25 protein-coding genes are annotated in these 22,802 nt (G+C 59.1%); 15 read left to right on the top strand and 10 right to left on the bottom strand.

The annotated features are described in order from the left end of the window. Window positions 1-171 precede the first annotated feature (171 nt). A complete protein-coding gene (locus PMI36_RS19030; RefSeq protein ID WP_008070531.1) occupies window positions 172-627 on the bottom strand; it encodes a flavodoxin in 456 nt (151 codons plus the stop codon). 103 nt (window positions 628-730) lie between these two features. Here PMI36_RS19030 and PMI36_RS19025 point away from each other — a divergent pair, with 103 nt between their 5' ends. Continuing rightward, window positions 731-1,207, top strand: a complete 477-nt coding sequence (locus PMI36_RS19025) for a PAS domain-containing protein (RefSeq protein ID WP_008070532.1) — start codon at window positions 731-733, stop codon at window positions 1,205-1,207. A 54-nt stretch (window positions 1,208-1,261) separates the two neighbouring features. After that, entirely contained in the window at window positions 1,262-1,867 is a 606-nt protein-coding gene (locus PMI36_RS19020) for a hypothetical protein (protein ID WP_008070533.1), read from the top strand. Window positions 1,868-1,882: 15 nt separating this feature from the next. Here PMI36_RS19020 and PMI36_RS19015 read toward each other — a convergent pair whose 3' ends face one another. Continuing rightward, complete coding sequence (locus tag PMI36_RS19015) at window positions 1,883-2,842, bottom strand: MerR family transcriptional regulator (RefSeq protein WP_008070534.1); 960 nt, start codon at window positions 2,840-2,842, stop codon at window positions 1,883-1,885. 206 nt (window positions 2,843-3,048) lie between these two features. Between PMI36_RS19015 and PMI36_RS19010 the strand changes: the two genes are divergently transcribed. The 7 genes from PMI36_RS19010 (at window position 3,049) to PMI36_RS18980 (ending at window position 7,676) form a co-directional block, all read left to right on the top strand. Beyond that, the gene (locus tag PMI36_RS19010) at window positions 3,049-3,618 is read left to right on the top strand and encodes an antibiotic biosynthesis monooxygenase (RefSeq protein ID WP_008070541.1); all 570 of its coding nucleotides are present in this window, start codon (window positions 3,049-3,051) and stop codon (window positions 3,616-3,618) included. Window positions 3,619-3,774: 156 nt separating this feature from the next. Further along, window positions 3,775-4,485, top strand: coding sequence for a dihydromonapterin reductase (gene folM, locus PMI36_RS19005; RefSeq protein WP_008070543.1), 711 nt, complete (start codon window positions 3,775-3,777; stop codon window positions 4,483-4,485). A 22-nt stretch (window positions 4,486-4,507) separates the two neighbouring features. Further along, window positions 4,508-5,083 (top strand): GTP cyclohydrolase I FolE, encoded by a 576-nt coding sequence (gene folE / locus PMI36_RS19000; protein ID WP_008070545.1) that lies wholly within the window; start codon window positions 4,508-4,510, stop codon window positions 5,081-5,083. A gap of 2 nt (window positions 5,084-5,085) precedes the next feature. After that, entirely contained in the window at window positions 5,086-5,457 is a 372-nt protein-coding gene (folX, locus tag PMI36_RS18995; protein WP_007901645.1) for a dihydroneopterin triphosphate 2'-epimerase, read from the top strand. A gap of 85 nt (window positions 5,458-5,542) precedes the next feature. Next, window positions 5,543-5,839, top strand: a complete 297-nt coding sequence (locus PMI36_RS18990) for a DUF1244 domain-containing protein (protein ID WP_008070547.1) — start codon at window positions 5,543-5,545, stop codon at window positions 5,837-5,839. Further along, a complete protein-coding gene (locus tag PMI36_RS18985; protein WP_008070549.1) occupies window positions 5,832-6,170 on the top strand; it encodes a HopJ type III effector protein in 339 nt (112 codons plus the stop codon). Before PMI36_RS18990 ends, PMI36_RS18985 begins: the two co-directional genes overlap by 8 nt. 255 nt (window positions 6,171-6,425) lie before the next feature. Next, on the top strand, window positions 6,426-7,676 hold the full coding sequence (locus tag PMI36_RS18980; protein ID WP_008070551.1) for a 2-aminoadipate transaminase: 1,251 nt from the start codon (window positions 6,426-6,428) through the stop codon (window positions 7,674-7,676). 192 nt (window positions 7,677-7,868) lie between these two features. Here the strand turns inward: PMI36_RS18980 and trxB are convergent, their stop codons facing one another. Beyond that, a complete protein-coding gene (trxB, locus tag PMI36_RS18975) occupies window positions 7,869-8,825 on the bottom strand; it encodes a thioredoxin-disulfide reductase (protein ID WP_008070552.1) in 957 nt (318 codons plus the stop codon). Window positions 8,826-9,141: 316 nt separating this feature from the next. Between trxB and cysZ the strand changes: the two genes are divergently transcribed. Together cysZ and PMI36_RS18965 are read left to right on the top strand one after the other, a co-directional pair. Beyond that, window positions 9,142-9,897, top strand: a complete 756-nt coding sequence (cysZ, locus tag PMI36_RS18970) for a sulfate transporter CysZ (RefSeq protein ID WP_008070554.1) — start codon at window positions 9,142-9,144, stop codon at window positions 9,895-9,897. A gap of 40 nt (window positions 9,898-9,937) precedes the next feature. Next, window positions 9,938-11,137, top strand: a complete 1,200-nt coding sequence (locus tag PMI36_RS18965; protein WP_008070555.1) for a glycosyltransferase family 4 protein — start codon at window positions 9,938-9,940, stop codon at window positions 11,135-11,137. Between the two features lie 126 nt (window positions 11,138-11,263). Here PMI36_RS18965 and PMI36_RS18960 read toward each other — a convergent pair whose 3' ends face one another. From PMI36_RS18960 to PMI36_RS18950, 3 genes are all read right to left on the bottom strand, one after another. Then, the gene (locus PMI36_RS18960; protein ID WP_008008644.1) at window positions 11,264-12,367 is read right to left on the bottom strand and encodes an NADH:flavin oxidoreductase; all 1,104 of its coding nucleotides are present in this window, start codon (window positions 12,365-12,367) and stop codon (window positions 11,264-11,266) included. Between the two features lie 226 nt (window positions 12,368-12,593). After that, window positions 12,594-13,076 (bottom strand): glutathione peroxidase, encoded by a 483-nt coding sequence (locus tag PMI36_RS18955; RefSeq protein WP_008070556.1) that lies wholly within the window; start codon window positions 13,074-13,076, stop codon window positions 12,594-12,596. Window positions 13,077-13,201: 125 nt separating this feature from the next. Beyond that, window positions 13,202-13,687, bottom strand: a complete 486-nt coding sequence (locus tag PMI36_RS18950; protein WP_007901600.1) for an FKBP-type peptidyl-prolyl cis-trans isomerase — start codon at window positions 13,685-13,687, stop codon at window positions 13,202-13,204. On the opposite strand from PMI36_RS18950, the gene PMI36_RS30445 reads away from it, so the two are divergent. Genes PMI36_RS30445 through PMI36_RS18940 form a run of 3 tightly spaced genes read left to right on the top strand, consistent with a single transcriptional unit; the run spans window position 13,656 to window position 17,060 of the window. Next, window positions 13,656-13,994, top strand: coding sequence for a DUF3565 domain-containing protein (locus tag PMI36_RS30445; RefSeq protein ID WP_081499249.1), 339 nt, complete (start codon window positions 13,656-13,658; stop codon window positions 13,992-13,994). The two genes, PMI36_RS18950 and PMI36_RS30445, sit on opposite strands and share 32 nt — an antisense overlap. 60 nt (window positions 13,995-14,054) lie before the next feature. Beyond that, window positions 14,055-16,154 carry a phosphate acetyltransferase gene (gene pta / locus PMI36_RS18945; RefSeq protein ID WP_008070557.1) on the top strand — a complete coding sequence of 700 codons (2,100 nt, stop codon included), beginning with the start codon at window positions 14,055-14,057 and terminating at the stop codon, window positions 16,152-16,154. Beyond that, complete coding sequence (locus PMI36_RS18940) at window positions 16,155-17,060, top strand: acyltransferase (RefSeq protein ID WP_008070558.1); 906 nt, start codon at window positions 16,155-16,157, stop codon at window positions 17,058-17,060. It begins immediately after the preceding gene. Window positions 17,061-17,245: 185 nt separating this feature from the next. On the opposite strand, the gene cysN is transcribed toward PMI36_RS18940, so the two are convergent. The 4 genes from cysN to PMI36_RS18920 all read right to left on the bottom strand — a co-directional run bounded on the left by cysN (window position 17,246) and on the right by PMI36_RS18920 (window position 21,477). Beyond that, window positions 17,246-19,144, bottom strand: coding sequence for a sulfate adenylyltransferase subunit CysN (cysN, locus tag PMI36_RS18935; protein ID WP_008070560.1), 1,899 nt, complete (start codon window positions 19,142-19,144; stop codon window positions 17,246-17,248). Window positions 19,145-19,197: 53 nt separating this feature from the next. Further along, window positions 19,198-19,539 (bottom strand): four helix bundle protein, encoded by a 342-nt coding sequence (locus tag PMI36_RS18930; RefSeq protein ID WP_007901593.1) that lies wholly within the window; start codon window positions 19,537-19,539, stop codon window positions 19,198-19,200. A gap of 104 nt (window positions 19,540-19,643) precedes the next feature. Next, window positions 19,644-20,561, bottom strand: coding sequence for a sulfate adenylyltransferase subunit CysD (gene cysD, locus PMI36_RS18925; protein ID WP_008008639.1), 918 nt, complete (start codon window positions 20,559-20,561; stop codon window positions 19,644-19,646). A gap of 157 nt (window positions 20,562-20,718) precedes the next feature. After that, window positions 20,719-21,477: a Nif3-like dinuclear metal center hexameric protein gene (locus PMI36_RS18920; protein WP_008070563.1), complete on the bottom strand. Its 759-nt coding sequence runs from the start codon at window positions 21,475-21,477 to the stop codon at window positions 20,719-20,721. 103 nt (window positions 21,478-21,580) lie between these two features. Between PMI36_RS18920 and algW the strand changes: the two genes are divergently transcribed. Continuing rightward, window positions 21,581-22,741, top strand: coding sequence for a Do family serine endopeptidase AlgW (algW, locus tag PMI36_RS18915; RefSeq protein WP_008070565.1), 1,161 nt, complete (start codon window positions 21,581-21,583; stop codon window positions 22,739-22,741). Window positions 22,742-22,802: the final 61 nt, after the last annotated feature.

Consider the following 22,802-nt stretch of genomic DNA (forward strand, 5'->3'; position numbering starts at 1 on the left):
GCTGCGTTACAGCAGTCTAGTCAGCCCCCGGACTTCGTGTAGTTGCATTGGCAGCCAGCTTGATGGCCGAGCGAGTCAGTGCGCGGGTGAATCTGGATCCATTGTCAAGGCACCCGCGAACTTGTGGATGTTGCCTGACCCGCCGCTATCGCGAGCAGAATCTCCCACAAGTCAGCCCCGCAAAACGCTGACCAGTTCTGCCAACCAAGGCTCGGCGTCGGTTTCCGGCGTTACGGTTTCGCTGGCGTCCAGGCGCAGCATTTGCAGGACTTCACGCACGCCCAGTTCGCCGAACAATTCACGCATTTGTTCGCCGCCGCCGCAGAACGTGTCGCCATAACTGGAATCGCCCAAACCGATCACCGCGCCCGGCAAACCACGCCAGGCCGCCGGCAACTGATCGCGTATGGCGAAATACAACGGCTGCAGATTGTCCGGCAACTCGCCCATGCCGGTGGTCGAGGTCACCGCCAAAAACGCTTCGGGGCCAAACGCCAGAACATCGGCGAGTGTCGCGCGGGGGTTGTGCCAGGTTTCAAAACCGGCGGCGTTCAAAATGCTTGCAGCGTGACGGGCGACTTCTTCAGCCGTGCCGTACACAGAGCCGGAAAGGATGGCGACTTTCATCAATCTGATCCTGAATCTAAATAAAAGTAGGAGATATTAACAGCACCGCCTTCATTGATCTTTTAGAATGCAGCGTATCAATCAATACGCAAAGGACTCTGCGATGATCAATGCCCAACTGCTGCAAATGGTGATCGACGCCTCCAACGACGGCATCGTGATTGCCGAAAAGGAAGGCGGACAGGACAATATCCTGATTTACGTAAACCCGGCATTCGAGCGCCTGACGGGTTATACCAGCGAAGAAATCCTCTACCAGGATTGCCGTTTTTTGCAGGCAGGAGACCGGGATCAGCCAGCCCTCGCCTTGATTCGCCAAGCGTTGGGCAGTGGCGGCTCCTGCCGGGAAATCCTCAGGAATTATCGTAAGGACGGCACGCCGTTCTGGAATGAACTGTCGCTTTCCACGGTAAAAAACCCGAACGACGGACAAACCTATTTCGTCGGGGTGCAGAAAGACGTCACAACTCAGGTCAAGGCGCAGCAGCGAGTCGCGCAGCTGGAAGCGCAATTGGCCGAGGCACAGGCAGAAATTGTCGCACTCAAAACGACGAACGGCTCAAACCAATCTGCGAATTAGTGGTCACTTACTACAATCACCGATGACTTTGTAATTATTTCTTTCGAGCGAACCATGCAGCGCGACGCACTCTTGACCCAGGATGAGCTGGATTTTATCCAGAACATGCAGCACAACCCGCAACTCAATGTGCGGGATGCGACGTCGAGTCTGCTCGTCAACGGTGGCTCGCAGATTCGTGACTTGCTCACACGCCTGGCTGCTCATGAACAAGTCACTATCCAGGCCAATTTCGAAAATCAGCAAATAACCTTCCCACTGCACTTGGTGGAAGATGAGTTTCACGCCATGCATCTACGCCTCGGCGTCCCCAGCATCTATGAAGACGGGCCGATGGTTCGGCCATGGCGCCTGGTGCTCGAAGAGCCCGTGGCACTGGAAAATGCCAAGGGCCAACCCGGCACGATGTGGGTGCATGAAATATCGTTCAAAGGGGTTTTGCTGGAGGTTCGTAACAAGACCAAGGCGCCGAAGCATTTCGCGTTGTGGTTCAGCCCTTCAGGTTATGAGCGGATTGCGTTGCGCGGCACCTTCGAGCGTGAAACCGAGCAGGGTTTCTACGCCTACGAATTGAGCCAGAGTGACAAGGACGAAACCGAACGTCTGCGTCAGTACATTCTTCAGCAACATCGCCTGACCCATCCTGCCCTGCATATCTGATCTGTCTATCTTCGCTCAGGTATCCAGGTTTCCCGCCAGGAACTGCTTCAGACGCTGGCGCATTAACACTCCCTCGTTTCCCAGACAACCGATCGACGATCCAGCCAGGCTCTCCTGCGCCAGGTCCGATGCCTCTCCGGCCAGCAATACCTGACAATCCAGGCTCATGGCCAAGCGCTTCAAACGTCTAGGCAGTTCATCCGCCGGCGCGTGGTTGGAAACCAGTATCAGTGCCTTGGGCCTGATCTTTTCGCAGACCAGAACCAACTCTTCGAAGGGCTGGCCGATCGCCAACAACTGAATAGCCGAATCGATGCTGCTCAGATACAGCGCCGTGACCAACACGTCGAGTTCACGGCATTGATCGGCCAAGGCGCAGACAATCACTCGTCGCGGTTGCATGACTCGCACCAGCAACAGGCGTTGCAACACTCGAGAGCGCAGAAAACCATCCAGAAAAAGCCACTCGCTGATCTGACCGAACGCTTCATGGCGCTGTAGCAATAGCTTCCAGATCGGAATCAGAATGTCCTGAAACACCACCGTCAATGGGTAACTGGAAAAAATCTGACCGTAGACGTGTTCCAGTTGAACTTCGTCGAAAGCACCCACCGCAGCCTTGACCTGCTGCTGCCATTGGTCGTAGTCAGCTTGAACGAGTTCGTTGGGAATGACCTGCGCCAGCACCTTGAGCGGTTCGGTCTTGGCCAGTATCTTGCCGACCTTGCTGACTGCGACGCCGCGTTCTATCCAGCCGAGGATGCTACGAACACGCTCGATATCGGTCATCGAATACAAACGGTGCCCGCTTTCGGTGCGCGTGGGTTGTATCAAACCGTACCGCCGCTCCCATGCGCGTAGCGTGACCGGGTTGACCCCTGTCAGGCGCGCGACCTCACGAATCGGAAACAGCTCTTCTCGAATCAGGGAGGTGCTGGGGAGCAAGCCAGGTGCAAGGTCTGTCAACACAGCCATCAAGATCTACGTCCATGTAATAATTAGACACATTCTAACGCTCCTGCCCCAGTGGTGATCAACACATTGTTGAACTAATTGGAACAGACGTTCCAGACAGAATCAGGAATAATTCTTGCTTTCCCCAAGACGCAGCCCACCACCCCGGCGCTGTGTCTGGCGAAGCTCTCATCCGGAGCGACGCGTTTGCCCTACGGAGATACAAAATGTCTACCTCCCCCGTCACCCTGATGGTTGCGCGCCGCGTCGCCGATGGGCGTTACCAGGACCTGATGGCCTGGTTGCGCGAAGGCGAACAACTGGCCACCGATTTCCCCGGTTACCTGGGCTCTGGCGTACTGGCTCCGCCGCCCAATGATGACGAGTTCCAGATTATCTTCCGCTTCGCCGACGAGCAGACCATGCACGCCTGGGAGCATTCCGCCTCGCGCACTGCCTGGCTGGGGCGCGGCAGTGATCTGTTTGCCCACCCTTCGGAACATCGGGTCAGTGGCATCGATGGCTGGTTCGGTGCGGTCGGCCAGCGCCCGCCACGCTGGAAACAGGCCGTGGCCATCTGGCTGGCGTTCTTTCCGGTGTCCCTGTTGTTCAACTTTGTATTGGGGCCGCTGCTGGCTGAAACGGGTTTGCTGACCCGCGTGTTTGTCAGCACCCTGTGCCTGACGCCATTGATGGTGTATTTCTTCATTCCGCTGTCGACACGCCTGCTGGCCGGGTGGCTGCATACCCCATCGGCACGTCCGTTGCCCGCCGAACCCTCATCCCAGCATCGCTGATCCCCCTTGTGGGAGCGGGCTTGCTCGCGAAAGTGGTGTAACAGTCGACATTATTGCTGACTGTCAGTCCGCCTTCGCGAGCAAGCCCGCTCCCACAATAGGTGATCAACTCCCGTCGCTGGTATAGTTTTGCTCTTACCGCGACGCGAGCCGTTCATGACCTCTACCGCAGCCCCAATCCTCATCACCGGTGCCGGCCAGCGTGTCGGCCTGCACTGTGCGCAGCGTTTGCTCGAAGACGGCCATCCGGTCATTTTCAGCTACCGCAGCGAACGCCCTGGTGTGCAAACCCTGCGTGATCTGGGGGCGAGCGCGGTGTTTGCGGACTTTTCCAGCGAGGCCGGCATCCTTGCGTTCATCGGCGAACTGAAAAACCACACCGACAGTTTGCGGGCGGTTGTCCATAACGCTTCCGAATGGCTCGCCGAAACCCCGGGCACCGAAGCCGCGGCTTTCACCCGCATGTTCAGCGTGCATATGCTGGCGCCCTACCTGATCAACCTGCACTGTGCTGACCTGCTACGGCGTTCAAGTCCCGCCGACATCGTGCACATCAGCGATGATGTGACCCGCAGGGGTAGCAGCAAGCATATCGGCTACTGCGCCAGCAAAGCCGGGCTCGACAGCCTGACCCTGTCCTTTGCCGCGAAGTACGCGCCCAGCATCAAGGTCAACGGTATCGCGCCAGCCCTGCTACTGTTCAATCCCGACGACGACGCGGCGTACCGCGCCAGGGTTCTGGCCAAATCGGCACTGGGCATCGAGCCCGGCAGCGAAGTGATCTACCAGAGCCTGCGTTATTTGCTCGACAACCCTTATGTCACCGGCACGACCCTGACCGTCAACGGCGGACGGCACGTCAAATAAGCCGCTCCCGCGAGGATGTCCCATGACGTTATTCCCGCCACACAACTCCTTGTCCCAGAGCTATCGCGAGATCCTGATCGGCCTGGGTGAGAACCCCGACCGCGAAGGACTGCAAGACACCCCGGTGCGCGCCGCCAAGGCGATGCAATACCTGTGTCATGGTTACGAGCAAAGTGTCGAAGAGATCGTCAACGGCGCGCTGTTTGCCTCAGACAACGATGAAATGATCATCGTCGACAACATCGAGCTGTACTCGCTCTGTGAACATCACATGCTGCCCTTCATCGGCAAGGCTCATGTGGCTTATATTCCAACGGGCAAGGTGCTGGGCCTGTCGAAGATTGCGCGGCTTGTGGATATGTTCGCCCGCCGACTGCAAATCCAGGAAAACCTCACCCGGCAAATCGCCGACGCCGTGCAGCAAGTGACCGACGCCGCCGGTGTCGCGGTGGTCATCGAAGCCCAGCACATGTGCATGATGATGCGCGGCGTCGAAAAACAGAATTCGACCATGAACACCTCGGTGATGCTCGGCGCCTTCCGCGAGTCGAGTAATACCCGCCAGGAGTTCCTGCAATTGATTGGACGGAGCAAGTAGCAATGCCACAACTTCAACCAGGAATGGCACGCATCCGGGTCAAGGACCTGTGTTTGCGAACTTTCATCGGGATCAACGAGGACGAAATCCTCAACAAGCAGGATGTGCTGATCAACCTGACCATTCTGTACGCCGCCCAGGATGCAGTGCGTGACAACGATATCGATCACGCGCTGAATTACCGCACCATCACCAAGGCGATCATCGCCCACGTGGAGGGCAATCGCTTTGCCCTGCTCGAACGCCTGACCCAGGAATTGCTGGACCTGATCATGGTCAACGAGTCAGTGCTGTACGCCGAAGTCGAAGTCGACAAGCCCCATGCCTTGCGCTTTGCCGAGTCGGTATCGATAACGCTCGCGGCAAGCCGCTAAGCTTCAAGCCTTAAGCTTCAAGCTGTAAGCTACAAGCCACCGCAAACCACATCTTGCAGCTTGCAGCTGTCTCAAAGAGCCCCTTATGACCGAGCAACAACGCCTGGAACTTGAAGCCGCCGCCTTTCGCCGGCTGGTTGCCCACCTGGACAGCCGCAAGGACGTGCAGAACATCGACCTGATGAACCTCTCGGGTTTCTGCCGCAACTGCCTGTCCAAGTGGTATAAGGCCGCCGCCGACGAACGCCAGATCGACGTCAGCCTCGACGAAGCCCGCGAAGTGGTTTACGGCATGCCGTACGCCGAGTGGAAAGCCCAATACCAGCAAGAAGCCACCGCCGACCAGCAAGCGGCGTTCGCCAAAGGAAAACCCAATGAGTGATTTGAACACCCTGCGCGCCAGCCTCAAGAGCGGCGAACACGCTTTCGCCGATACCTTGGCATTCATCGCCGCCGGTTACGACTATCAGCCCCAGTCGTTCAATAACGGTGGTGTGGAAAACGCCGCCGGGCAGAACGAAGGTTCGTGCAAGACCCTGGGTCTGGCATTGCTGGAAGGCTTGAGTGATGAAGAGGCGCTGCTGGCGTTTGGCGAGCATTACCGCTCGGTGGTGGCCACGCCTGAAGGCAGCGACCATGGCAATATCCGCGCGTTGATCGCCCATGGTTTGGCCGGTGTGAAGTTCTCGCAGCAGCCCCTGACTCGTCGCTGATTCGCTAAAGATCAACATCAAAAGATCGCAGCCTGCGGCAGCTCCTACAGAATTTGTGTCCGCCCGATATTTCATGGGTGTACGCGATTCCAACGTAGGAGCTGCCGAAGGCTGCGATCTTTTGATCTTTTGCCATTCACCTCTTACCGCACATCCCGACTTTTAATATTGACCCGGCAACTTTATTTCGTTTGCCGGGCACCTCTGCTCGCGGCTTAGATAAAAGAAGCATCCCTTCTTCTGAGTCCGGTATCCATGAGCAGCGAAAACATCAGTCAGTCAATCAACATCGTTCATCCCGTCACGCTCAGCCATGGCAAAAACGCCGAGGTCTGGGACACCGATGGCAAACGCTACATCGACTTTGTCGGTGGTATCGGCGTGCTGAATCTCGGCCATTGCCATCCGCGCATCGTCGAGGCCATTCGCGAACAAGCCACCCGGCTGACCCACTACGCGTTCAACGCCGCCCCGCATGTGCCTTACCTCGAACTGATGGATCGCCTGACGGCGTTTATCCCGGTGGATTACCCGGTCAGCGGCATGCTCACCAACAGCGGTGCGGAAGCGGCGGAAAACGCCCTGAAGATCGTCCGTGGCGCCACCGGTCGCACGGCAGTCATCGCCTTCGACGGCGCCTTCCACGGTCGCACACTCGCCACCCTCAACCTCAACGGCAAAGTCGCGCCCTACAAGCAGAAAGTCGGGGTGTTACCGGGGCCGGTGTTTCACCTGCCCTTCCCCAGCAAAGACAATGACGTGGCCTGCGCCGAGGCCCTGAAGGCGATGGATCGGCTGTTCAGCGTCGAGATCGACGTTGGTGACGTGGCCTGTTTTATCGTCGAACCGGTGCAGGGCGAAGCGGGCTTCCTGGCGATGGACGTGGAATTCGCCCAGGCGCTACGACGCTTCTGTGATGACAAAGGCATCCTGCTGATCGCCGATGAAATCCAGTCCGGCTTCGGCCGTACCGGCCAGCGGTTTGCGTTCTCGCGACTGGGCATCGAGCCGGATTTGATCCTGCTGGGCAAAAGCATTGCCGGCGGCGTGCCGCTGGGAGCGGTTGTCGGGCGCAAGTCGCTACTCGATAACTTGCCCAAAGGCGGATTGGGCGGCACCTATTCGGGCAATCCCATCGCCTGTGCCGCCGCGTTGGCGACCCTGGACGAAATGACTGACGCGCATCTGCACGCCTGGGGTGCGCAACAGGAAGAAGCGATTGTCAGCCGCTACGAATCCTGGCGAGCCCGCGAACTGTCACCGTACCTGGGTCGCTTGACCGGCGTCGGTGCCATGCGCGGCATCGAGCTGATCAACGCCGACGGCACACCGGCCTCGGCGCAACTCACACAGCTGCTGGCCCTCGCGCGCGACTCGGGCTTGCTGCTGATGCCTAGCGGCAAATCGCGGCACATCATTCGGCTGCTCGCGCCGTTGACCACTGAGGCCTCCGTGCTGGAGGAAGGGCTGGATATCCTTGAGGCATGCCTGGCGAAATTGTCCTGATCCCAAAGTCCACACATCCATGTGGGAGCGGGCTTGCTCGCGAAGGCGGTATGTCAGTCAATATGAATGTCGACTGACATACCGCCTTCGCGAGCAAGCCCGCTCCCACACTGGAAATGTGATCAGGCATTAAATCGTGTACACAAAAAAACCGGCCAAGGCCGGTTTTTTTTGCTTTCTACAGAATCAGAATCAAGCGTTCTGCAGATCGTCGAGGTAACGCTCGGCATCCAGTGCCGCCATGCAACCGGCGCCGGCCGAGGTGATGGCCTGACGGTAAACGTGGTCAGCCACGTCACCGGCGGCGAAGATGCCTTCGAGGTTGGTTGCAGTGGCGTTGCCGTCACGGCCGCCCTGCACAACCAGGTAGCCGTCTTTCAACGTCAGCTGACCTTCGAACAATGAAGTGTTCGGGGTGTGGCCGATGGCGATGAACACGCCGTCGACTTTCAGCTCGTCGAAGCTGCCATCGTTGTTCTTCAGGCGAGCACCGGTCACGCCCATGTTGTCGCCCAGCACTTCGTCCAGGGTCGAGTTCAGCTTCAGGACAATCTTGCCTTCGGCAACCCGGGCATTGAGCTTGTCGATCAGGATCTTCTCGGCGCGGAACGTTTCGCGACGATGGATCAAGGTGACGGTGCTGGCGATGTTGGCCAGATACAGGGCTTCTTCCACAGCCGTATTACCGCCACCGACCACAGCCACGGGCTTGTTGCGATAGAAGAAACCGTCGCAGGTTGCGCAGGCCGAAACGCCTTTGCCCATGAACGTTTCTTCCGACGGCAGACCCAGGTAGCGGGCGCTGGCGCCGGTGGCGATGATCAGTGCGTCGCAGGTGTAAGTCGCGCTGTCGCCAATCAGGGTGTAGGGCTTGGCGGCGAAGTCCACGGCATTGATGTGATCGAACACGATCTCGGTTTCAAAGCGCTCGGCGTGCTCTTTCATCCGCTCCATCAGCGCCGGGCCGGTCAGGCCGTGGACGTCGCCCGGCCAGTTGTCGACTTCGGTGGTGGTGGTCAGTTGACCGCCAGCCTGCATGCCAGTGATCAGCAGTGGCTTGAGGTTGGCACGGGCGGCATAGACCGCAGCGCTGTAACCGGCAGGGCCGGAACCGAGAATAATCACTCGCGAATGACGAACTTCAGACATGACCTGCTCCTGTTGACCGGGCCCGAAACACTAGGCGCGGAACGCCGGATTGCCGGCGGGAATAAAAAAGGACCGTTGAAAGCACTTGGGGAAGGCTTGGGCTCGACAGTCCTGTAAAAAGAATGGGTGCAGCGTATCGAGGGGGCGAAGATTAAGGAAATACGGTTTAACAATCCAGCTCATAGGCGGTCTCTATCCCATTGCAGTGAATTTATAGACGCCTTTGTTACAGTTAATGTCGATGCCGCTACCGCGCTTTCGCCTGTCAGGCAAAGCCGGTAAGGTCGGCGCGTTTACCCTTTGCTCGGAGCACGTTATGCCCGCCCCCGTTCTGTCTGGCCCGCAATACCTGCGCGAGGGCCTCAAGCTGGTCCTGAGCCCAAGCCTGCGCTTGTTCGTGTTATTGCCGCTGGCCATCAACCTGGTGCTGTTCGTCGGATTGATCTATCTGGCTGGCCATCAGTTCAGTATGTGGGTCGATACGCTGATGCCATCCCTGCCCGATTGGCTGAGCTTTCTGAGCTACATCCTCTGGCCGATTTTCGTCGTGTTGGTCGTGTTGATGGTGTTTTTCACCTTCACCATGCTCGCCAACATCATCGCCGCGCCGTTCAATGGCTTCCTCGCGGAGAAAGTCGAAGTGGTGGTGCGCGGCACAGACGACTTCCCGGCCTTCAGCTGGGGCGAACTGATCGCCATGATCCCGCGCACCCTGTCCCGGGAAATGCGCAAACTCGGCTACTTCCTGCCCAGGGCCATCGGGCTGTTCATCCTGTCGTTGATCCCGGTGGTCAACATCATCGCCGCGCCGCTGTGGCTGCTGTTCGGGGTGTGGATGATGGCGATCCAGTACATCGATTACCCGGCGGATAACCACAAGCTGGGCTGGAACGAAATGCTCGCCTGGCTGCGGCAGAAGCGCTGGCAGAGCCTCGGCTTCGGCGGGAGCGTGTATCTGGTGTTGCTGATTCCGGTGGTCAACATTCTGATGATGCCGGCGGCAGTGGCCGGTGCAACGCTGTTCTGGGTGCGTGAGCGTGGCGCGGAAAATCTGGTGGCAGAACGCCGCTGATCGCGTCACAAATCCATCATCCCACCGTCACAATGACGACATGGCCTCAGCCGACACTGAGGTCATGACGACAACTCTGCATATCACCCTGATCACCGAAACCTTCCCACCGGAAATCAACGGCGTTGCCAATACCCTTGGCCGCTTGTTCGACGGTTTGCGCGCACGCGGGCATCAGGTGGAGTTGGTGCGGCCACGCCAGGGGGGCGACCCACTTATCGGAAGCAACGATGAGTTGCTGTTGTGTCGAGGCTGGCCGCTGCCGGGTTATCCCGGCCTGCAATGGGGTCAGTCGTCGATGCACAAGCTGCTGCGGCGCTGGAAACGCCATCGCCCGGATGTGTTGTACATCGCCACCGAAGGACCGCTGGGGTTGTCGGCATTGCGCGCGGCACGGCGCTTGGGGATTTCGGTGGTCAGCGGCTTTCATACCAATTTTCAGCAGTACTCCAGCCAGTACGGCCTCGGGCTGCTGACGCGCTTGCTGACTCACTACCTGCGCTGGTTTCACAATCGCTCGACCCTGACCCTGGTGCCCAGCGCCAGCCAGCGACTGGAATTGGAACGCCGCCGTTTCGAGCGCCTGGCGCTGCTCTCTCGAGGCGTCGACAGCCAGTTGTTCCATCCGGCCAAACGGCTGAAATCGCTGCGCGAGCAATGGGGACTGGCCGAGGAAGATATTGCCTTGATCCACGTAGGACGCCTGGCGCCAGAGAAAAATCCTGGCTTGCTCAAGCGGTGTTTCGACACGCTGAAAATGACTTATCCACAGCGAAAAATGAAATTGATTGTGGTTGGTGATGGGCCGCAACGATCGATGCTGGAGAAGGAATTGCCCGAAGCGATTTTCTGCGGCTCACAACGCGGCGAAGCCTTGGCCAGTCACTATGCGTCGGGGGATGTGTTTCTGTTTCCAAGCCTGACCGAAACCTTCGGCAATGTGGTGCTTGAGGCATTGGCTTCGGGGCTGGGGGTGGTGGCGTACGATCAGGCTGCGGCGGCCCAGCATATTCGCCATGGCTACAACGGCGTACTGGCCATGCCCGGGGATGAAGAGGCGTTCTGCGATGCAGCACGCTGGCTGCTGGAGGAGCGCGAAACCTTGCGCTGCGTGCGCCTTAATGCGCGCCAGCATGCGAGCCGTCAGGGGTGGGCGGCGATTATCGAGCAGTTTGAGGGGCAGTTGCGCGGGGCTTGTGTTGGGGAGCAGGTGGTTCCCAATGCACATACATTACCCTGAATCCTTGATGACATTGAATCAGCCTTCGCGAGCAAGCCCGCTCCCACCTTTGATCGCATTCCCCTAAGAGAACTCGGTCGAATGTGGGAGCGGGCTTGCTCGCGAAGGCGTCAGTCCTGTCGCCGCTTAAACCAGCGTCATCAACGCCTCACGGCTGAACGGCAGGATGTCCTGCTCACGACCGTCGCGCACTTTCTGCGCCCAGTCCGGATCCACCAGCAACGCACGCCCCACGGCCACCAGATCGAATTCATCGTTATTCAACCGCTCCAGCAGTTTTTCCAGGCTGGCCGGCTGCGCGATCTTGTCGGTGTTGACCATGAACTGCAGGAACTCGCCATCCAGGCCTACGCTGCCGACGGTGATGGTTGGCTTGCCGGTGAGTTTGCGGGTCCAGCCGGCCAGGTTCAGCTCGGAACCGTCGAACTCCGGCTCCCAGAAACGGCGTGTCGAGCAGTGGAAAATATCCACGCCAGCGTCGGACAACGGCTTGAGGAATTCGCCCAACGCTTCGGGTGTTTGCACCAGACGCGCGGTGTAATCCTGCTGCTTCCACTGCGAGAAACGGAAGATGATCGGGAAACCCTCACCGACCGCTGCACGCACCGCCTGAATCAGTTCGATGGCGAAGCGCGAACGGTTCGCCAGGCTGCCACCGTATTCGTCAGTGCGCTGATTGCTGCCTTCCCAGAAGAACTGGTCCACCAGATAACCGTGGGCACCGTGGATTTCCACACCGTCCATGCCAATGCTCTGAGCGTCTTTGGCAGCCTGGGCGAACGCGGCGATCACGTCCTGGATATCTTCCTTGGTCATGCCGTGAACCACGACCTGACCGTCCTTCAATTTTTCCGACGGACCGTAACCCGGCACGCTGGCGTCCGGCTCGGTGCCGATGCGGCGCACGCTGCCCACATGCCACAGTTGCGGAACGATTTTCCCGCCCTCGGCATGCACCGCATCGACGACTTTCTTCCAGCCGGCCAATGCCGCTTCACCATAGAAGTGCGGCACGTTCGGATAGCCGTTGGAGGCCTTGTGACCAACGGTGGTGCCTTCGGTGATGATCAGCCCAACCCCGGCAGCGGCGCGACGACGGTAGTACTCGATCACTTTGGAATTGGGCACACCGCCCGGCGAAAACGAGCGGGTCATCGGCGCCATGACGACGCGGGTCGGCAACTCGAGAGCGCCTAGGTGAAAAGGCTTGAACAGGGCTTTGACGGGCATGGGACGCTCCAAGGGACATAGACTTTATGACGGCGATAATATGGAGACTGCCAAGCCTTGAACAGCACTATTGATTTAAGTGATTAAGGATCAAAAGACAGAAAACATTGTAGGAGCGAGCGGTGCGGCGATCCGACTTGCCCGCGAAGGCGTCATATCATTCAACATTGATATCGACTGATATGACGCCTTCGCGGGCAAGCCTCGCTCCTACACAGAGGGGATGTCAGCTCAGCGCTTTTTCGATCGCCTGGATGACAGCATGATCATCCGGCGCCGTACGCGGCGAGAACCGCGCCAGCACGCGACCGTCCTTGCCCAGCAGGAATTTCTCGAAGTTCCAGGTGATGTCGCCCGGGAATTCCGCGCCTTCGCCCGCCAGCAGACGGTACAACTGATGACGCTCGTGACCGTTGACTTCCAGCTTGCTGGACAACGGAAAGGTCACGTTATAGTTGAGGCTGCAGAACGCCTGGATCTCCTGCTCGGTGCCCGGCTCCTGCCCGGCAAACTGGTTGCATGGCAAGCCCAGCACGCTGAAGCCCTTGTCCTTGTATTGCTGGTAGAGTTTTTCCAGCGCCGCGTACTGTGGGGTCAAACCACATTTGGAGGCAACGTTGACCACCAGCACGACACGCCCCTTGAAGGGCGCCAAAGGTAGCTCCTGACCATCCAGGGCTGTCAGTTTAAGGTCGTGAAAAGCACTCATGACGAACTCCAAATTCCAGTGTTCTTCTCAAAACAGCCACTTGGCGGTGCCATCAAGGACAGCCGCGGACTAAAAAAGGCGCCCCTCGGGCGCCTCTCCAGCTCTCGAAAGCTTAGCGCAGAAAATCAGTGGTGATGGCCACCTTCGCCATGGACGTGACCATGAGCGATTTCTTCCTGGCTGGCGTCACGGATATCGATGATCTTGACCTGGAAATTCAGGCGCTGACCGGCCAACGGGTGGTTGCCGTCGACAGTGACATCGTCGCCGTCCAGATCGCGAATGGTGACGATCTGCATCTGACCGTCCGGAGCGGATGCGTGGAACTGCATGCCCACTTCCAGCTCGTCGACGCCTTCGAACATGCTGCGGCTCAAAGTGCTGACCAGTTCGGCAGCGTATTCGCCGTAGGCATCTTCAGGTTCTACAGCGACAGTCAGCTCGTCACCGACTGCTTTGCCTTCCAGAGCCTTTTCCAGGCCCGGGATGATGTTACCTGCGCCTTGCAGGTAGACCAGCGGCGCGCCGCCGGCGGAGCTGTCGATGACCTCACCAGCGTCGTTGGTCAGGGTATAGTCGATGGAGACAGCCTTATTGGCGGCGATCAGCATGGGGCGAGACCTTTTGCATAAGAAAGATGAATGTCCAAGTTTAGCGAAGCAATCGCCCGAAAGCGAACACAACCCGGACAGACGGGGCGCGGCAAAGGGCTCGACGGTCACAGGCTTCCATCAGGATGAAGACGGACACTGGGTAGCCGAGCTTTCCTGCGGCCATACCCAACACCTGCGGCACCAGCCGCCGTGGCAATCCCGGGCCTGGGTGCTGGACCCTTCGTTGCGTAATGAAAAAATAGGCCAGCCCTTTGATTGCGGATGGTGCGCACAAGGCTCGGTTAGCGATAACCTTGGCGACTGAATTTCGGTAGAACGCCAGCCATAGGCGCTCACCATTGCCATGCACCCTTAGAGAATCCGCATGCAAACTTTTTTTATCGCACCCACCGATTTTGGTGTGGGTCTGACCTCCATCAGCCTCGGGCTGGTGCGTACGCTTGAGCGGGCCGGTCTCAAAGTCGGCTTTTTCAAACCGATTGCCCAGCCGCACCCGGGCGACACGGGCCCTGAACGCTCCACCGAACTGGTGGCCCGCACCCACGGTTTGAAACCGCCTCAGCCACTGGGCCTGGCCCACGTTGAGCGGATGCTCGGCGACGGTCAGCTGGACGAACTGCTCGAAGAAATCATCACCCTTTATCAGCAAGCCGCTGTCGGCAAGGACGTGCTGATCGTCGAGGGCATGGTCCCGACCCGCAGCGCCAGTTACGCCGCGCGGGTCAACCTGCATTTGGCCAAGAGCCTGGACGCCGATGTGATTCTGGTCTCGGCACCGGAAAACGAAGTGCTGACTGAATTGTCCGGCCGGGTGGAGTTACAGGCGCAATTGTTCGGCGGGCCGAAAGACCCGAAAGTCCTGGGCGTGATCCTCAACAAGGTCAAGACCGACGAAAGCATGGACGCCTTCGCCTCGCGCCTGAAGGAACACTCGCCGTTGCTGCGCAGTGGCGACTTCCGTCTGCTCGGCTGTATCCCGTATCAACCGGAACTGAACGCACCGCGCACCCGCGACGTGGCCGACCTGATGGGCGCTCAGGTGCTCAACGCCGGCGATTACGAAACCCGGCGCATGACCAAAATCATCATCTGCGCCCGTACCATGCGCAACACCGTGGAGCTGCTCAAGCCCGGTGTGCTGGTGGTAACCCCCGGCGATCGCGACGACATCATCCTCGCCGTCAGCCTCGCGGCGATGAACGGCGTGCCTCTGGCCGGCCTGTTGCTGACCAGCGACACCCTGCCCGACCCGCGCATCATGGATTTGTGCCGTGGCGCCTTGCAGGCTGGCCTGCCGGTGTTGTCGGTCAGCACCGGTTCCTACGACACCGCCAACCAGTTGAACGGTTTGAACAAGGAAATCCCGATCGACGACCGCGAACGTGCGGAGATCATCACCGATTTCGTCGCCAGCCACCTCGACGCCAACTGGCTGCACCAGCGCTGCGGCACGCCACGGGAAATGCGCCTGTCGCCTGCGGTGTTCCGCTACCAGCTGATCCAGCGCGCCCAGGCCGCCAACAAGCGCATCGTGTTGCCCGAAGGCAGCGAGCCGTTGACCGTGCAGGCCGCGGCGATCTGTCAGGCGCGCGGCATTGCCCGTTGCGTGTTGCTGGCCAAACCGGCGGACGTCGAAGCCGTGGCCCGCGCCCAAGGCATCGAGTTGCCGCCGGGGCTGGAAATCCTCGATCCGGACCTGATTCGCGAACGCTATGTCGAGCCAATGGTTGCGCTGCGCAAGACTAAAAGCCTCAACGCGCCGATGGCCGAGCAGCAACTGGAAGACACCGTGGTGATCGGCACCATGATGCTGGCGCTGGATGAAGTGGACGGGCTGGTGTCCGGGGTCATTCACTCCACCGCCAACACCATCCGCCCGGCCCTGCAACTGATCAAGACCGCGCCGGGCTGCACGCTGGTGTCGTCAGTGTTCTTCATGCTCTTCCCCGAGGAAGTGCTGGTCTACGGCGACTGCGTGATGAACCCGCACCCGAGCGCCAGCGAACTGGCCGAGATCGCCTTGCAAAGCGCCGATTCGGCCGCGGCGTTCGGCATCACTCCACGTGTGGCGATGATCAGCTATTCCAGCGGTGAGTCGGCCAGCGGTGAAGAAGTCGAGAAGGTTCGCGAGGCCACATTGCTCGCCCACGAACAGCAAAACTCGCTGTTGATCGACGGCCCGTTGCAGTACGACGCCGCCGCCAACGAAACCGTGGCCCGACAACTGGCGCCGAACAGTCAGGTCGCCGGTCGTGCCACGGTGTTCGTGTTCCCCGACTTGAACACCGGCAACACCACCCACAAAGCCGTGCAGCGCAGCGCCGACTGCGTCAGCCTCGGGCCGATGCTGCAAGGCCTGCGCAAACCGGTGAATGACCTGCCGCGCGGCGCGCAGGTCGACGACATCGTCTACACCATCGCGTTGACCGCGATTCAAGCTGCCAACCGACCTATGGATGTTTAAATGCTGGATTTTCTACCTGCACCCGTGCGCGGCGTGATCGCCTCGCTGTTGTTGGCGCTGAACACGATTGTCTGCTGCACGCCGCTGTTCGTGGTGGCGATCTTCAAACTGCTGCTGCCCTTCCCCGCCGCCCAGCGTTTCACCGACTGGCTAATGGGCCATATCCACGAAACCTGGATCAGCAACAACAAGGCCTGGATGGACCTGCTCGGGCACACGCGCTGGCAGCTCAGCGGGCTGGAAGGCTTGGACTATCAGCACTCATACCTGATCACCAGCAACCACCAGAGCTGGGTCGACATCATGGTGTTGCAATACGTGCTGAACCGGAAGATTCGCCCGCTGAAGTTCTTCCTCAAACAGCAACTGATCTGGGTACCGGTGATTGGCCTGGCGTGGTGGGCGCTGGGCTTTCCGTTCATGAAGCGTTACTCCAAGGCCTATCTGGAGAAGCACCCAGAGAAGAAAGGCAAAGACCTGGAAACCACCCGCAAGACCTGCGACAAGTTCCGCAATAACCCGGTGGGGATTTTCAACTTCGTCGAAGGCACACGTTTCACCGAGGGCAAGCACGTACAGCAGAGCTCACCGTTCCGCTACCTGCTCAAGCCGAAAGCGGGTGGCATTGCCTTCGTGCTGGATGCCATGGGCGACCAGCTGGAAGCCATCGTCAACGTGACCATTCACTATCCGGCCGGGCGTCCGGGTTACTGGAATTTGCTCTGTGGGAACGTGAAGGATGTGGTGGTGCACTTTCAGGAACTGAAGATTCCACCGCAGTTCGTTGGCAAGAACTACGACCAGGACGGTGTGTATCGGCTCGAGTTTCAGGGTTGGATCAATCAGCTGTGGAATGACAAGGATGCGTTGCTGGGGCAGATGCATCGCGAGTATCCAGCGCAGTAGTTCGGCGTCTGTTCCGGCCTCTTCGCGAGCAAGCCCGCTCCCACATTGGATCTTCATGAGACACAAGTTTTGTGTATGACAAAAATCCACTGTGGGAGCGGGCTTGCTCGCGAAGGCGTCCTCCCAGACACAAAAAAAACCGCAGACGATCACTCATCTGCGGTTTTTTTATTGGCAGCTAGCGCTTAGATCGCGCCACGTTTACGCAGCAGATCCAGCACTTGCTTGACGCTTTCTTCCAGCGACAGCGACTGGGTGTCGATCACCAGATCGGCATTCAGCGGCACGTCGTACGGGAAGGATTCACCCGGGATGTTGTCGCCACCCGCCGCGTACAGACCTTGCGGATCACGCTCGGCACAGACCGTCGGAGAGGCCTGGACGTAGACCGTCAGCAGACGCTCCTTGCCGATCAGTTCCCGGGCCTGCTCACGACCTTCTGCACTCGGCGCAACGAAGGCTGCCAAGGTCAACAGACCCGCTTCGTTGAACTGACGCGCAACGTGCGCTGCGCGACGCCAGTTTTCGGTACGCCCGGCGCGATCCTGTGGCAGACCTTTGTTCAGGTCGTGACGCAGATTCTGGCCATCGAGTACAAACACCGCACGACCCAGGTCGAACAGCTTGCGTTCAACCGCGTAGGCCAGGGTGCTTTTGCCCGCGCCCGACAGGCCGCTGAACAACACGGTGGCCGGTTGCTGACCAAAACGCTGGGCACGCTCTTCGGTAGCCACATGCGCCAGTTTGCCGTGGTGGGTGCTGGTGCCATGGCTCAACGGCTGAGCGATGATCATGCCGGCCGCGACGGTGCCGTTGGTCAGTCGATCGATGACGATGAACGAACCGGTGGTGCGGTTGCTGTCGTAACCGTCCAGCGCGATGGCCGCGTCGAGGCTGATCTTGACCCGACCGATCTCGTTCAGCTGCAGCGAGCTGGCGGGACCTTCGGCCAGGGTGTTCACGTCCACACGATTGACGATGCTGGTGATCGAACCCGGCACGTAAGTCGTGGCGCGCTTGATGTCGTATTTCTTGCCCGGCAGCATCGGCTCTTCGGCCATCCACACCAGCATGGCGTCGAAGGCGTCAGTCACTTGCGGCTGGTTGTCGGCATGCACCAGCAAGTCACCGCGGGAGATGTCGATTTCGTCTTCCATGGTCAGCGTCACGGCTTGACCGGGACCTGCATGCTCCAGTTCACCTTCGAAGGTGACAATGGATTTCACGCGGCTGCTCTTGCCCGACGGCAACACAACGACTTCGTCGCCCTTGTGCACGATGCCGCTGGCCAGGGTGCCGGCGAAACCACGGAAGTTCAGGTTCGGGCGGTTGACGTACTGCACCGGGAAACGCAGGTCGGTGTAGTTGCGGTCGCTGGCGATTTCGACGGTTTCGAGGATTTCCATCAGCGACTGGCCGGTGTACCACGGCGAGCGCTCGGACTTGTTCACTACGTTGTCGCCCTTGAGCGCGGACATCGGCACGAACGCCATGGTGGTCGGCTTGAACGCGATGCCTTCGGCGAACTTCAGGTAATCGGCCTTGATCGACTCGAACACGCTTTCGTCGAAGCCGTTGAGGTCCATCTTGTTGATGGCGACAACGATGTGCTTGATGCCCAGCAACGAGGCGATAAAGCTGTGGCGACGGGTCTGGGTCTGCACGCCGTAACGGGCGTCGACCAGGATGATCGCCAGGTCACAGGTGGAGGCACCGGTGGCCATGTTGCGGGTGTACTGCTCATGGCCGGGGGTATCGGCGATGATGAATTTGCGCTTGGCGGTGGAGAAATAGCGGTAGGCGACATCAATGGTGATGCCCTGCTCACGCTCGGCCTGCAAGCCGTCGACCAGCAATGCCAGGTCGATGTCTTCACCGGTGGTGCCGACTTTTTTCGAGTCGCGGGTAATGGCTTCCAGGTGATCTTCGTAGATCATCTTGGAGTCGTGCAGCAGGCGCCCGATCAGGGTGCTCTTGCCGTCGTCGACGTTGCCACAGGTAAGAAAGCGCAGCATTTCCTTGCGTTCGTGCTGGCCCAGATAGGCGAGGATGTCCTCGCTGATCAAATCAGATGCGTGACTCATTGCATTCGAGCTCCAAGCTGTAAGCTTCAAGCGGCAAGCTTGTCGGCGTACAGCTACTCAGAAATTTTGTTGATCAAGCCGCATAGCATTCTTGAAAGCTCGCGGGTCTCTGTAATCCAATCGTCAGCCAGAGGATCAGCGATGTAGGCAATTTCACGGCCGATGAGGATCTGAGTGCGTAACTCACCGCATGAAGCTTTCGCCACCCAAAGAAAATGTACTTTTTCCTTGGGACCGCAACGCTCCATTCCTTCAGCAATATTGGAAGGCACCGAAAGTGCAGAGCGGGTAATTTGATCCTTGAAGCCAAAGTCCCCACATCTCGACAACTCTCTATAGATCCTTACCGCCAAACACTTGCTTCTCTGCCAGACAATCAGCTTCTCGAAATCCATTGCGAGTCATCCGATAACGGCTCGCAACACCCAGCTGCAAGCACCAAACTGCGAAATTACGCGTACCGCCCTTAACTTGCAGCTTGCCGCTTGTAACTCGAAGCTTAAAAGTATCCCTGACGTTTCTTTTCTTCCATCGAACCGGCGCCATCGTGATCGATGACCCGGCCCTGGCGTTCGGAAGTTCGCGTCAGGAGCATTTCCTGAATGATGTCGGTCAGGCTGGTGGCCTCGGACTCGACCGCACCGGTCAACGGGTAGTCGCCCAGCGTACGGAAACGGACCTTCTTCTTGACGATGCGCGCCTTGTCTTCGTCGCTCAGGTGATTGAGCAGGCGCTCGTCGTCGATCATGATCCAGGTGCCATTCATCTCGATGACGTCGCGCTCGGCTGCAAAATACAGCGGCACGATCGGGATGCCTTCGAGGTAGATGTACTGCCAGATGTCCAGCTCGGTCCAGTTCGACAACGGGAATACGCGGATCGATTCGCCCTTGTTGACCTTGCCGTTGTAGACGTTCCACAACTCGGGACGCTGGTTTTTCGGGTCCCAGCGGTGCTTGGTGTCACGGAAGGAATACACGCGCTCTTTGGCACGGGATTTCTCTTCGTCGCGACGGGCGCCGCCGAATGCCGCATCGAAGCCGTACTTGTCGAGGGCCTGTTTGAGGCCTTCGGTCTTCATGATGTCGGTGTGCTTGGCACTGCCGTGGGTGAGCGGATTGATACCCTGCGCAACACCCTCGGGGTTCACGTGCACCAGCAGGTCCAGGCCGAGCTCTTCGACCATGCGGTCGCGGAATGCGTACATTTCCTTGAACTTCCACTGGGTGTCGACGTGCATCACCGGAAACGGAAGTTTGCCCGGGAAGAATGCCTTGCGTGCCAGGTGCAGCATCACGGCGGAGTCTTTACCGACGGAGTACAGCATCACCGGGTTATCGAACTCGGCGGCGACCTCGCGGATGATGTGGATGCTTTCGGCCTCCAGCTGTTTCAGATGCGTCAGTTTGTCGACCATGGCTACTCACGAAAACGATCTTATGGACGGCCTGCGGGCCGTGTTCGAGCGGGGAATCCTAGCACAGCGCCCTCTTCTAATCAGGACGCCGGCTAGATCGAAAGGGTATATGAATATACCCCCTCGTTTGGCACAACGGCCCCATTCAGTTTTGAAATCAGATAGGGTTCGGGCAATCGATGAAGATGTGCTCGAGGGCGAAACGTCGCGCCAGGTAATCGCCCAAAGCCTGCACACCATAACGCTCGGTGGCGTGGTGGCCGGCGGCGATGAAGCTGATGTCGTTTTCCCGGGCGCTGTGAAACGTCTGCTCCGAGGCCTCGCCGCTGAGGTACAGATCAACGCCCGCCAACACCGCCTGATCAATGTACCCCTGGCCGCCACCGGTGCACCAGCCGACCCGACGAATCATCTCGCTGCCTTCGATCAGCAGTGGCTCGCGCCCCATGACTTCCTGCACGCGACGGGCGAAATCGCGAGGGGTCATCGGTTCGTTCAACGAGCCGACCAGGCCAACGATTTTCAGATTGTCCGGATCCAGCGGGCCTTCGACGGTGATGTCCAGTTGCCGGGCAAGCTGCACGTTATTCCCGACTTCCGGGTGCAGATCCAGCGGCAAGTGATAGGACAGCAGGCTGATATCGTGCTTGAGCAAGGTTTTCAACCGGCGCTGCTTCATGCCGGTGATGCACGGGTTTTCGCCTTTCCAGAAATAGCCGTGATGCACCAGCACCAGATCGGCCTGGGCTTCCACCGCCGCGTCCAGCAACGCCTGGCTGGCGGTAACACCGCTGACGATGCGCATCACTTGCGGCCGGCCTTCGACCTGCAAACCATTGGGGCAGTAATCGGCAATCTTTGCACTTGCCAGGTAGCGGTCGGCTTCTTCGACCAGGGTGCTCAGGGCAACGGCCATAAAAGACTCCTAAATATCCCGTTCAGAGGCACGTGCGGCCTCGTATAATGCGCGACATTATGGGCGGTCTCACACCGCCTGCAACCTCTGTAGGACTTGCTTAATGCTCAAGGCGCTGCGTTTTTCCGGCTGGCCGCTGTTGGCCGGCGTGCTTATCGCTCTATTGATTATGCAGCGTTATCCGGAGTGGGTCGGGCTACCGAGCCTGGACGTCAATTTGCAACAAGCCCCGCAAACCCTCGGTCTGCAGCAGGGGCCGGTGTCCTATGCCGACGCGGTGACCACGGCCGCGCCGTCGGTGGTCAACCTGTACACCACCAAAGTGGTCAACAAGCCCAGCCATCCGCTGTTCGAAGACCCTCAGTTCCGCCGCTTCTTCGGCGACAACTCGCCCAAGCAGAAGCGCATGGAGTCGAGCCTCGGTTCGGGCGTGATCATGAGCCCGGAAGGTTATCTGCTGACCAACAACCACGTGACCAGCGGTGCCGACCAGATCGTGGTGGCGCTCAAGGATGGCCGTGAAACCCTGGCCCGAGTCATCGGCAGCGACCCGGAAACCGACCTCGCGGTACTGAAGATTGACCTGAAAAACCTGCCGTCGATCACCGTCGGCCGTTCCGACAATATCCGCATTGGCGACGTGGCCCTGGCCATCGGCAACCCCTTCGGCGTCGGCCAGACCGTGACCATGGGCATCATCAGCGCCACCGGGCGCAATCAGCTGGGGCTGAACAACTACGAAGACTTCATCCAGACCGACGCCGCGATCAACCCTGGCAACTCCGGCGGTGCACTGGTGGACGCCAACGGCAACCTGACCGGCATCAACACGGCGATCTTCTCCAAGTCTGGCGGTTCTCAGGGCATCGGCTTCGCGATCCCGGTCAAACTGGCGATGGAAGTGATGAAGTCGATCATCGAACACGGCCAGGTGATTCGCGGCTGGCTCGGCATCGAAGTGCAACCGTTGAGTCAGGAACTGGCGGAATCGTTTGGTCTGTCGGGACGTCCGGGGATTGTGGTCGCGGGGATTTTCCGTGACGGCCCGGCGCAGAAGGCCGGCCTGCAACTGGGCGACGTGATCCTCAGCATCGACGGTGAACCGGCCGGCGACGGTCGCCGTTCGATGAACCAGGTGGCACGGATCAAGCCGACCGATAAGGTCACCATTCAGGTTATGCGCAACGGTAAAGAGCTCAAGCTCACGGCAGAAATCGGTCTGCGTCCGCCACCCGCGCCGATCAAGGAAAAAGAAGGCGAATAAGCGGTAGGAGCTGCCGAAGGCTGCGATCTTTTTGCACCCTCAGCAGCTCCATAACTCCGAA

It is taken from the genome of Pseudomonas sp. GM79, from assembly GCF_000282495.1.
Lineage (GTDB): Bacteria > Pseudomonadota > Gammaproteobacteria > Pseudomonadales > Pseudomonadaceae > Aquipseudomonas.

Coding starts and splice junctions, on each gene's coding strand:
- PMI36_RS19030 (WP_008070531.1), bottom strand. CDS start 627: ATGAAAGTCGCCATCCTTTCCGGCTCTGTGTACGGCACGGCTGAAGAA.
- PMI36_RS19025 (WP_008070532.1), top strand. CDS start 731: ATGATCAATGCCCAACTGCTGCAAATGGTGATCGACGCCTCCAACGAC.
- PMI36_RS19020 (WP_008070533.1), top strand. CDS start 1,262: ATGCAGCGCGACGCACTCTTGACCCAGGATGAGCTGGATTTTATCCAG.
- PMI36_RS19015 (WP_008070534.1), bottom strand. CDS start 2,842: ATGGCTGTGTTGACAGACCTTGCACCTGGCTTGCTCCCCAGCACCTCC.
- PMI36_RS19010 (WP_008070541.1), top strand. CDS start 3,049: ATGTCTACCTCCCCCGTCACCCTGATGGTTGCGCGCCGCGTCGCCGAT.
- folM (WP_008070543.1), top strand. CDS start 3,775: ATGACCTCTACCGCAGCCCCAATCCTCATCACCGGTGCCGGCCAGCGT.
- folE (WP_008070545.1), top strand. CDS start 4,508: ATGACGTTATTCCCGCCACACAACTCCTTGTCCCAGAGCTATCGCGAG.
- folX (WP_007901645.1), top strand. CDS start 5,086: ATGCCACAACTTCAACCAGGAATGGCACGCATCCGGGTCAAGGACCTG.
- PMI36_RS18990 (WP_008070547.1), top strand. CDS start 5,543: ATGACCGAGCAACAACGCCTGGAACTTGAAGCCGCCGCCTTTCGCCGG.
- PMI36_RS18985 (WP_008070549.1), top strand. CDS start 5,832: ATGAGTGATTTGAACACCCTGCGCGCCAGCCTCAAGAGCGGCGAACAC.
- PMI36_RS18980 (WP_008070551.1), top strand. CDS start 6,426: ATGAGCAGCGAAAACATCAGTCAGTCAATCAACATCGTTCATCCCGTC.
- trxB (WP_008070552.1), bottom strand. CDS start 8,825: ATGTCTGAAGTTCGTCATTCGCGAGTGATTATTCTCGGTTCCGGCCCT.
- cysZ (WP_008070554.1), top strand. CDS start 9,142: ATGCCCGCCCCCGTTCTGTCTGGCCCGCAATACCTGCGCGAGGGCCTC.
- PMI36_RS18965 (WP_008070555.1), top strand. CDS start 9,938: ATGGCCTCAGCCGACACTGAGGTCATGACGACAACTCTGCATATCACC.
- PMI36_RS18960 (WP_008008644.1), bottom strand. CDS start 12,367: ATGCCCGTCAAAGCCCTGTTCAAGCCTTTTCACCTAGGCGCTCTCGAG.
- PMI36_RS18955 (WP_008070556.1), bottom strand. CDS start 13,076: ATGAGTGCTTTTCACGACCTTAAACTGACAGCCCTGGATGGTCAGGAG.
- PMI36_RS30445 (WP_081499249.1), top strand. CDS start 13,656: ATGGAGACAGCCTTATTGGCGGCGATCAGCATGGGGCGAGACCTTTTG.
- PMI36_RS18950 (WP_007901600.1), bottom strand. CDS start 13,687: ATGCTGATCGCCGCCAATAAGGCTGTCTCCATCGACTATACCCTGACC.
- pta (WP_008070557.1), top strand. CDS start 14,055: ATGCAAACTTTTTTTATCGCACCCACCGATTTTGGTGTGGGTCTGACC.
- PMI36_RS18940 (WP_008070558.1), top strand. CDS start 16,155: ATGCTGGATTTTCTACCTGCACCCGTGCGCGGCGTGATCGCCTCGCTG.
- cysN (WP_008070560.1), bottom strand. CDS start 19,144: ATGAGTCACGCATCTGATTTGATCAGCGAGGACATCCTCGCCTATCTG.
- PMI36_RS18930 (WP_007901593.1), bottom strand. CDS start 19,539: ATGGATTTCGAGAAGCTGATTGTCTGGCAGAGAAGCAAGTGTTTGGCG.
- cysD (WP_008008639.1), bottom strand. CDS start 20,561: ATGGTCGACAAACTGACGCATCTGAAACAGCTGGAGGCCGAAAGCATC.
- PMI36_RS18920 (WP_008070563.1), bottom strand. CDS start 21,477: ATGGCCGTTGCCCTGAGCACCCTGGTCGAAGAAGCCGACCGCTACCTG.
- algW (WP_008070565.1), top strand. CDS start 21,581: ATGCTCAAGGCGCTGCGTTTTTCCGGCTGGCCGCTGTTGGCCGGCGTG.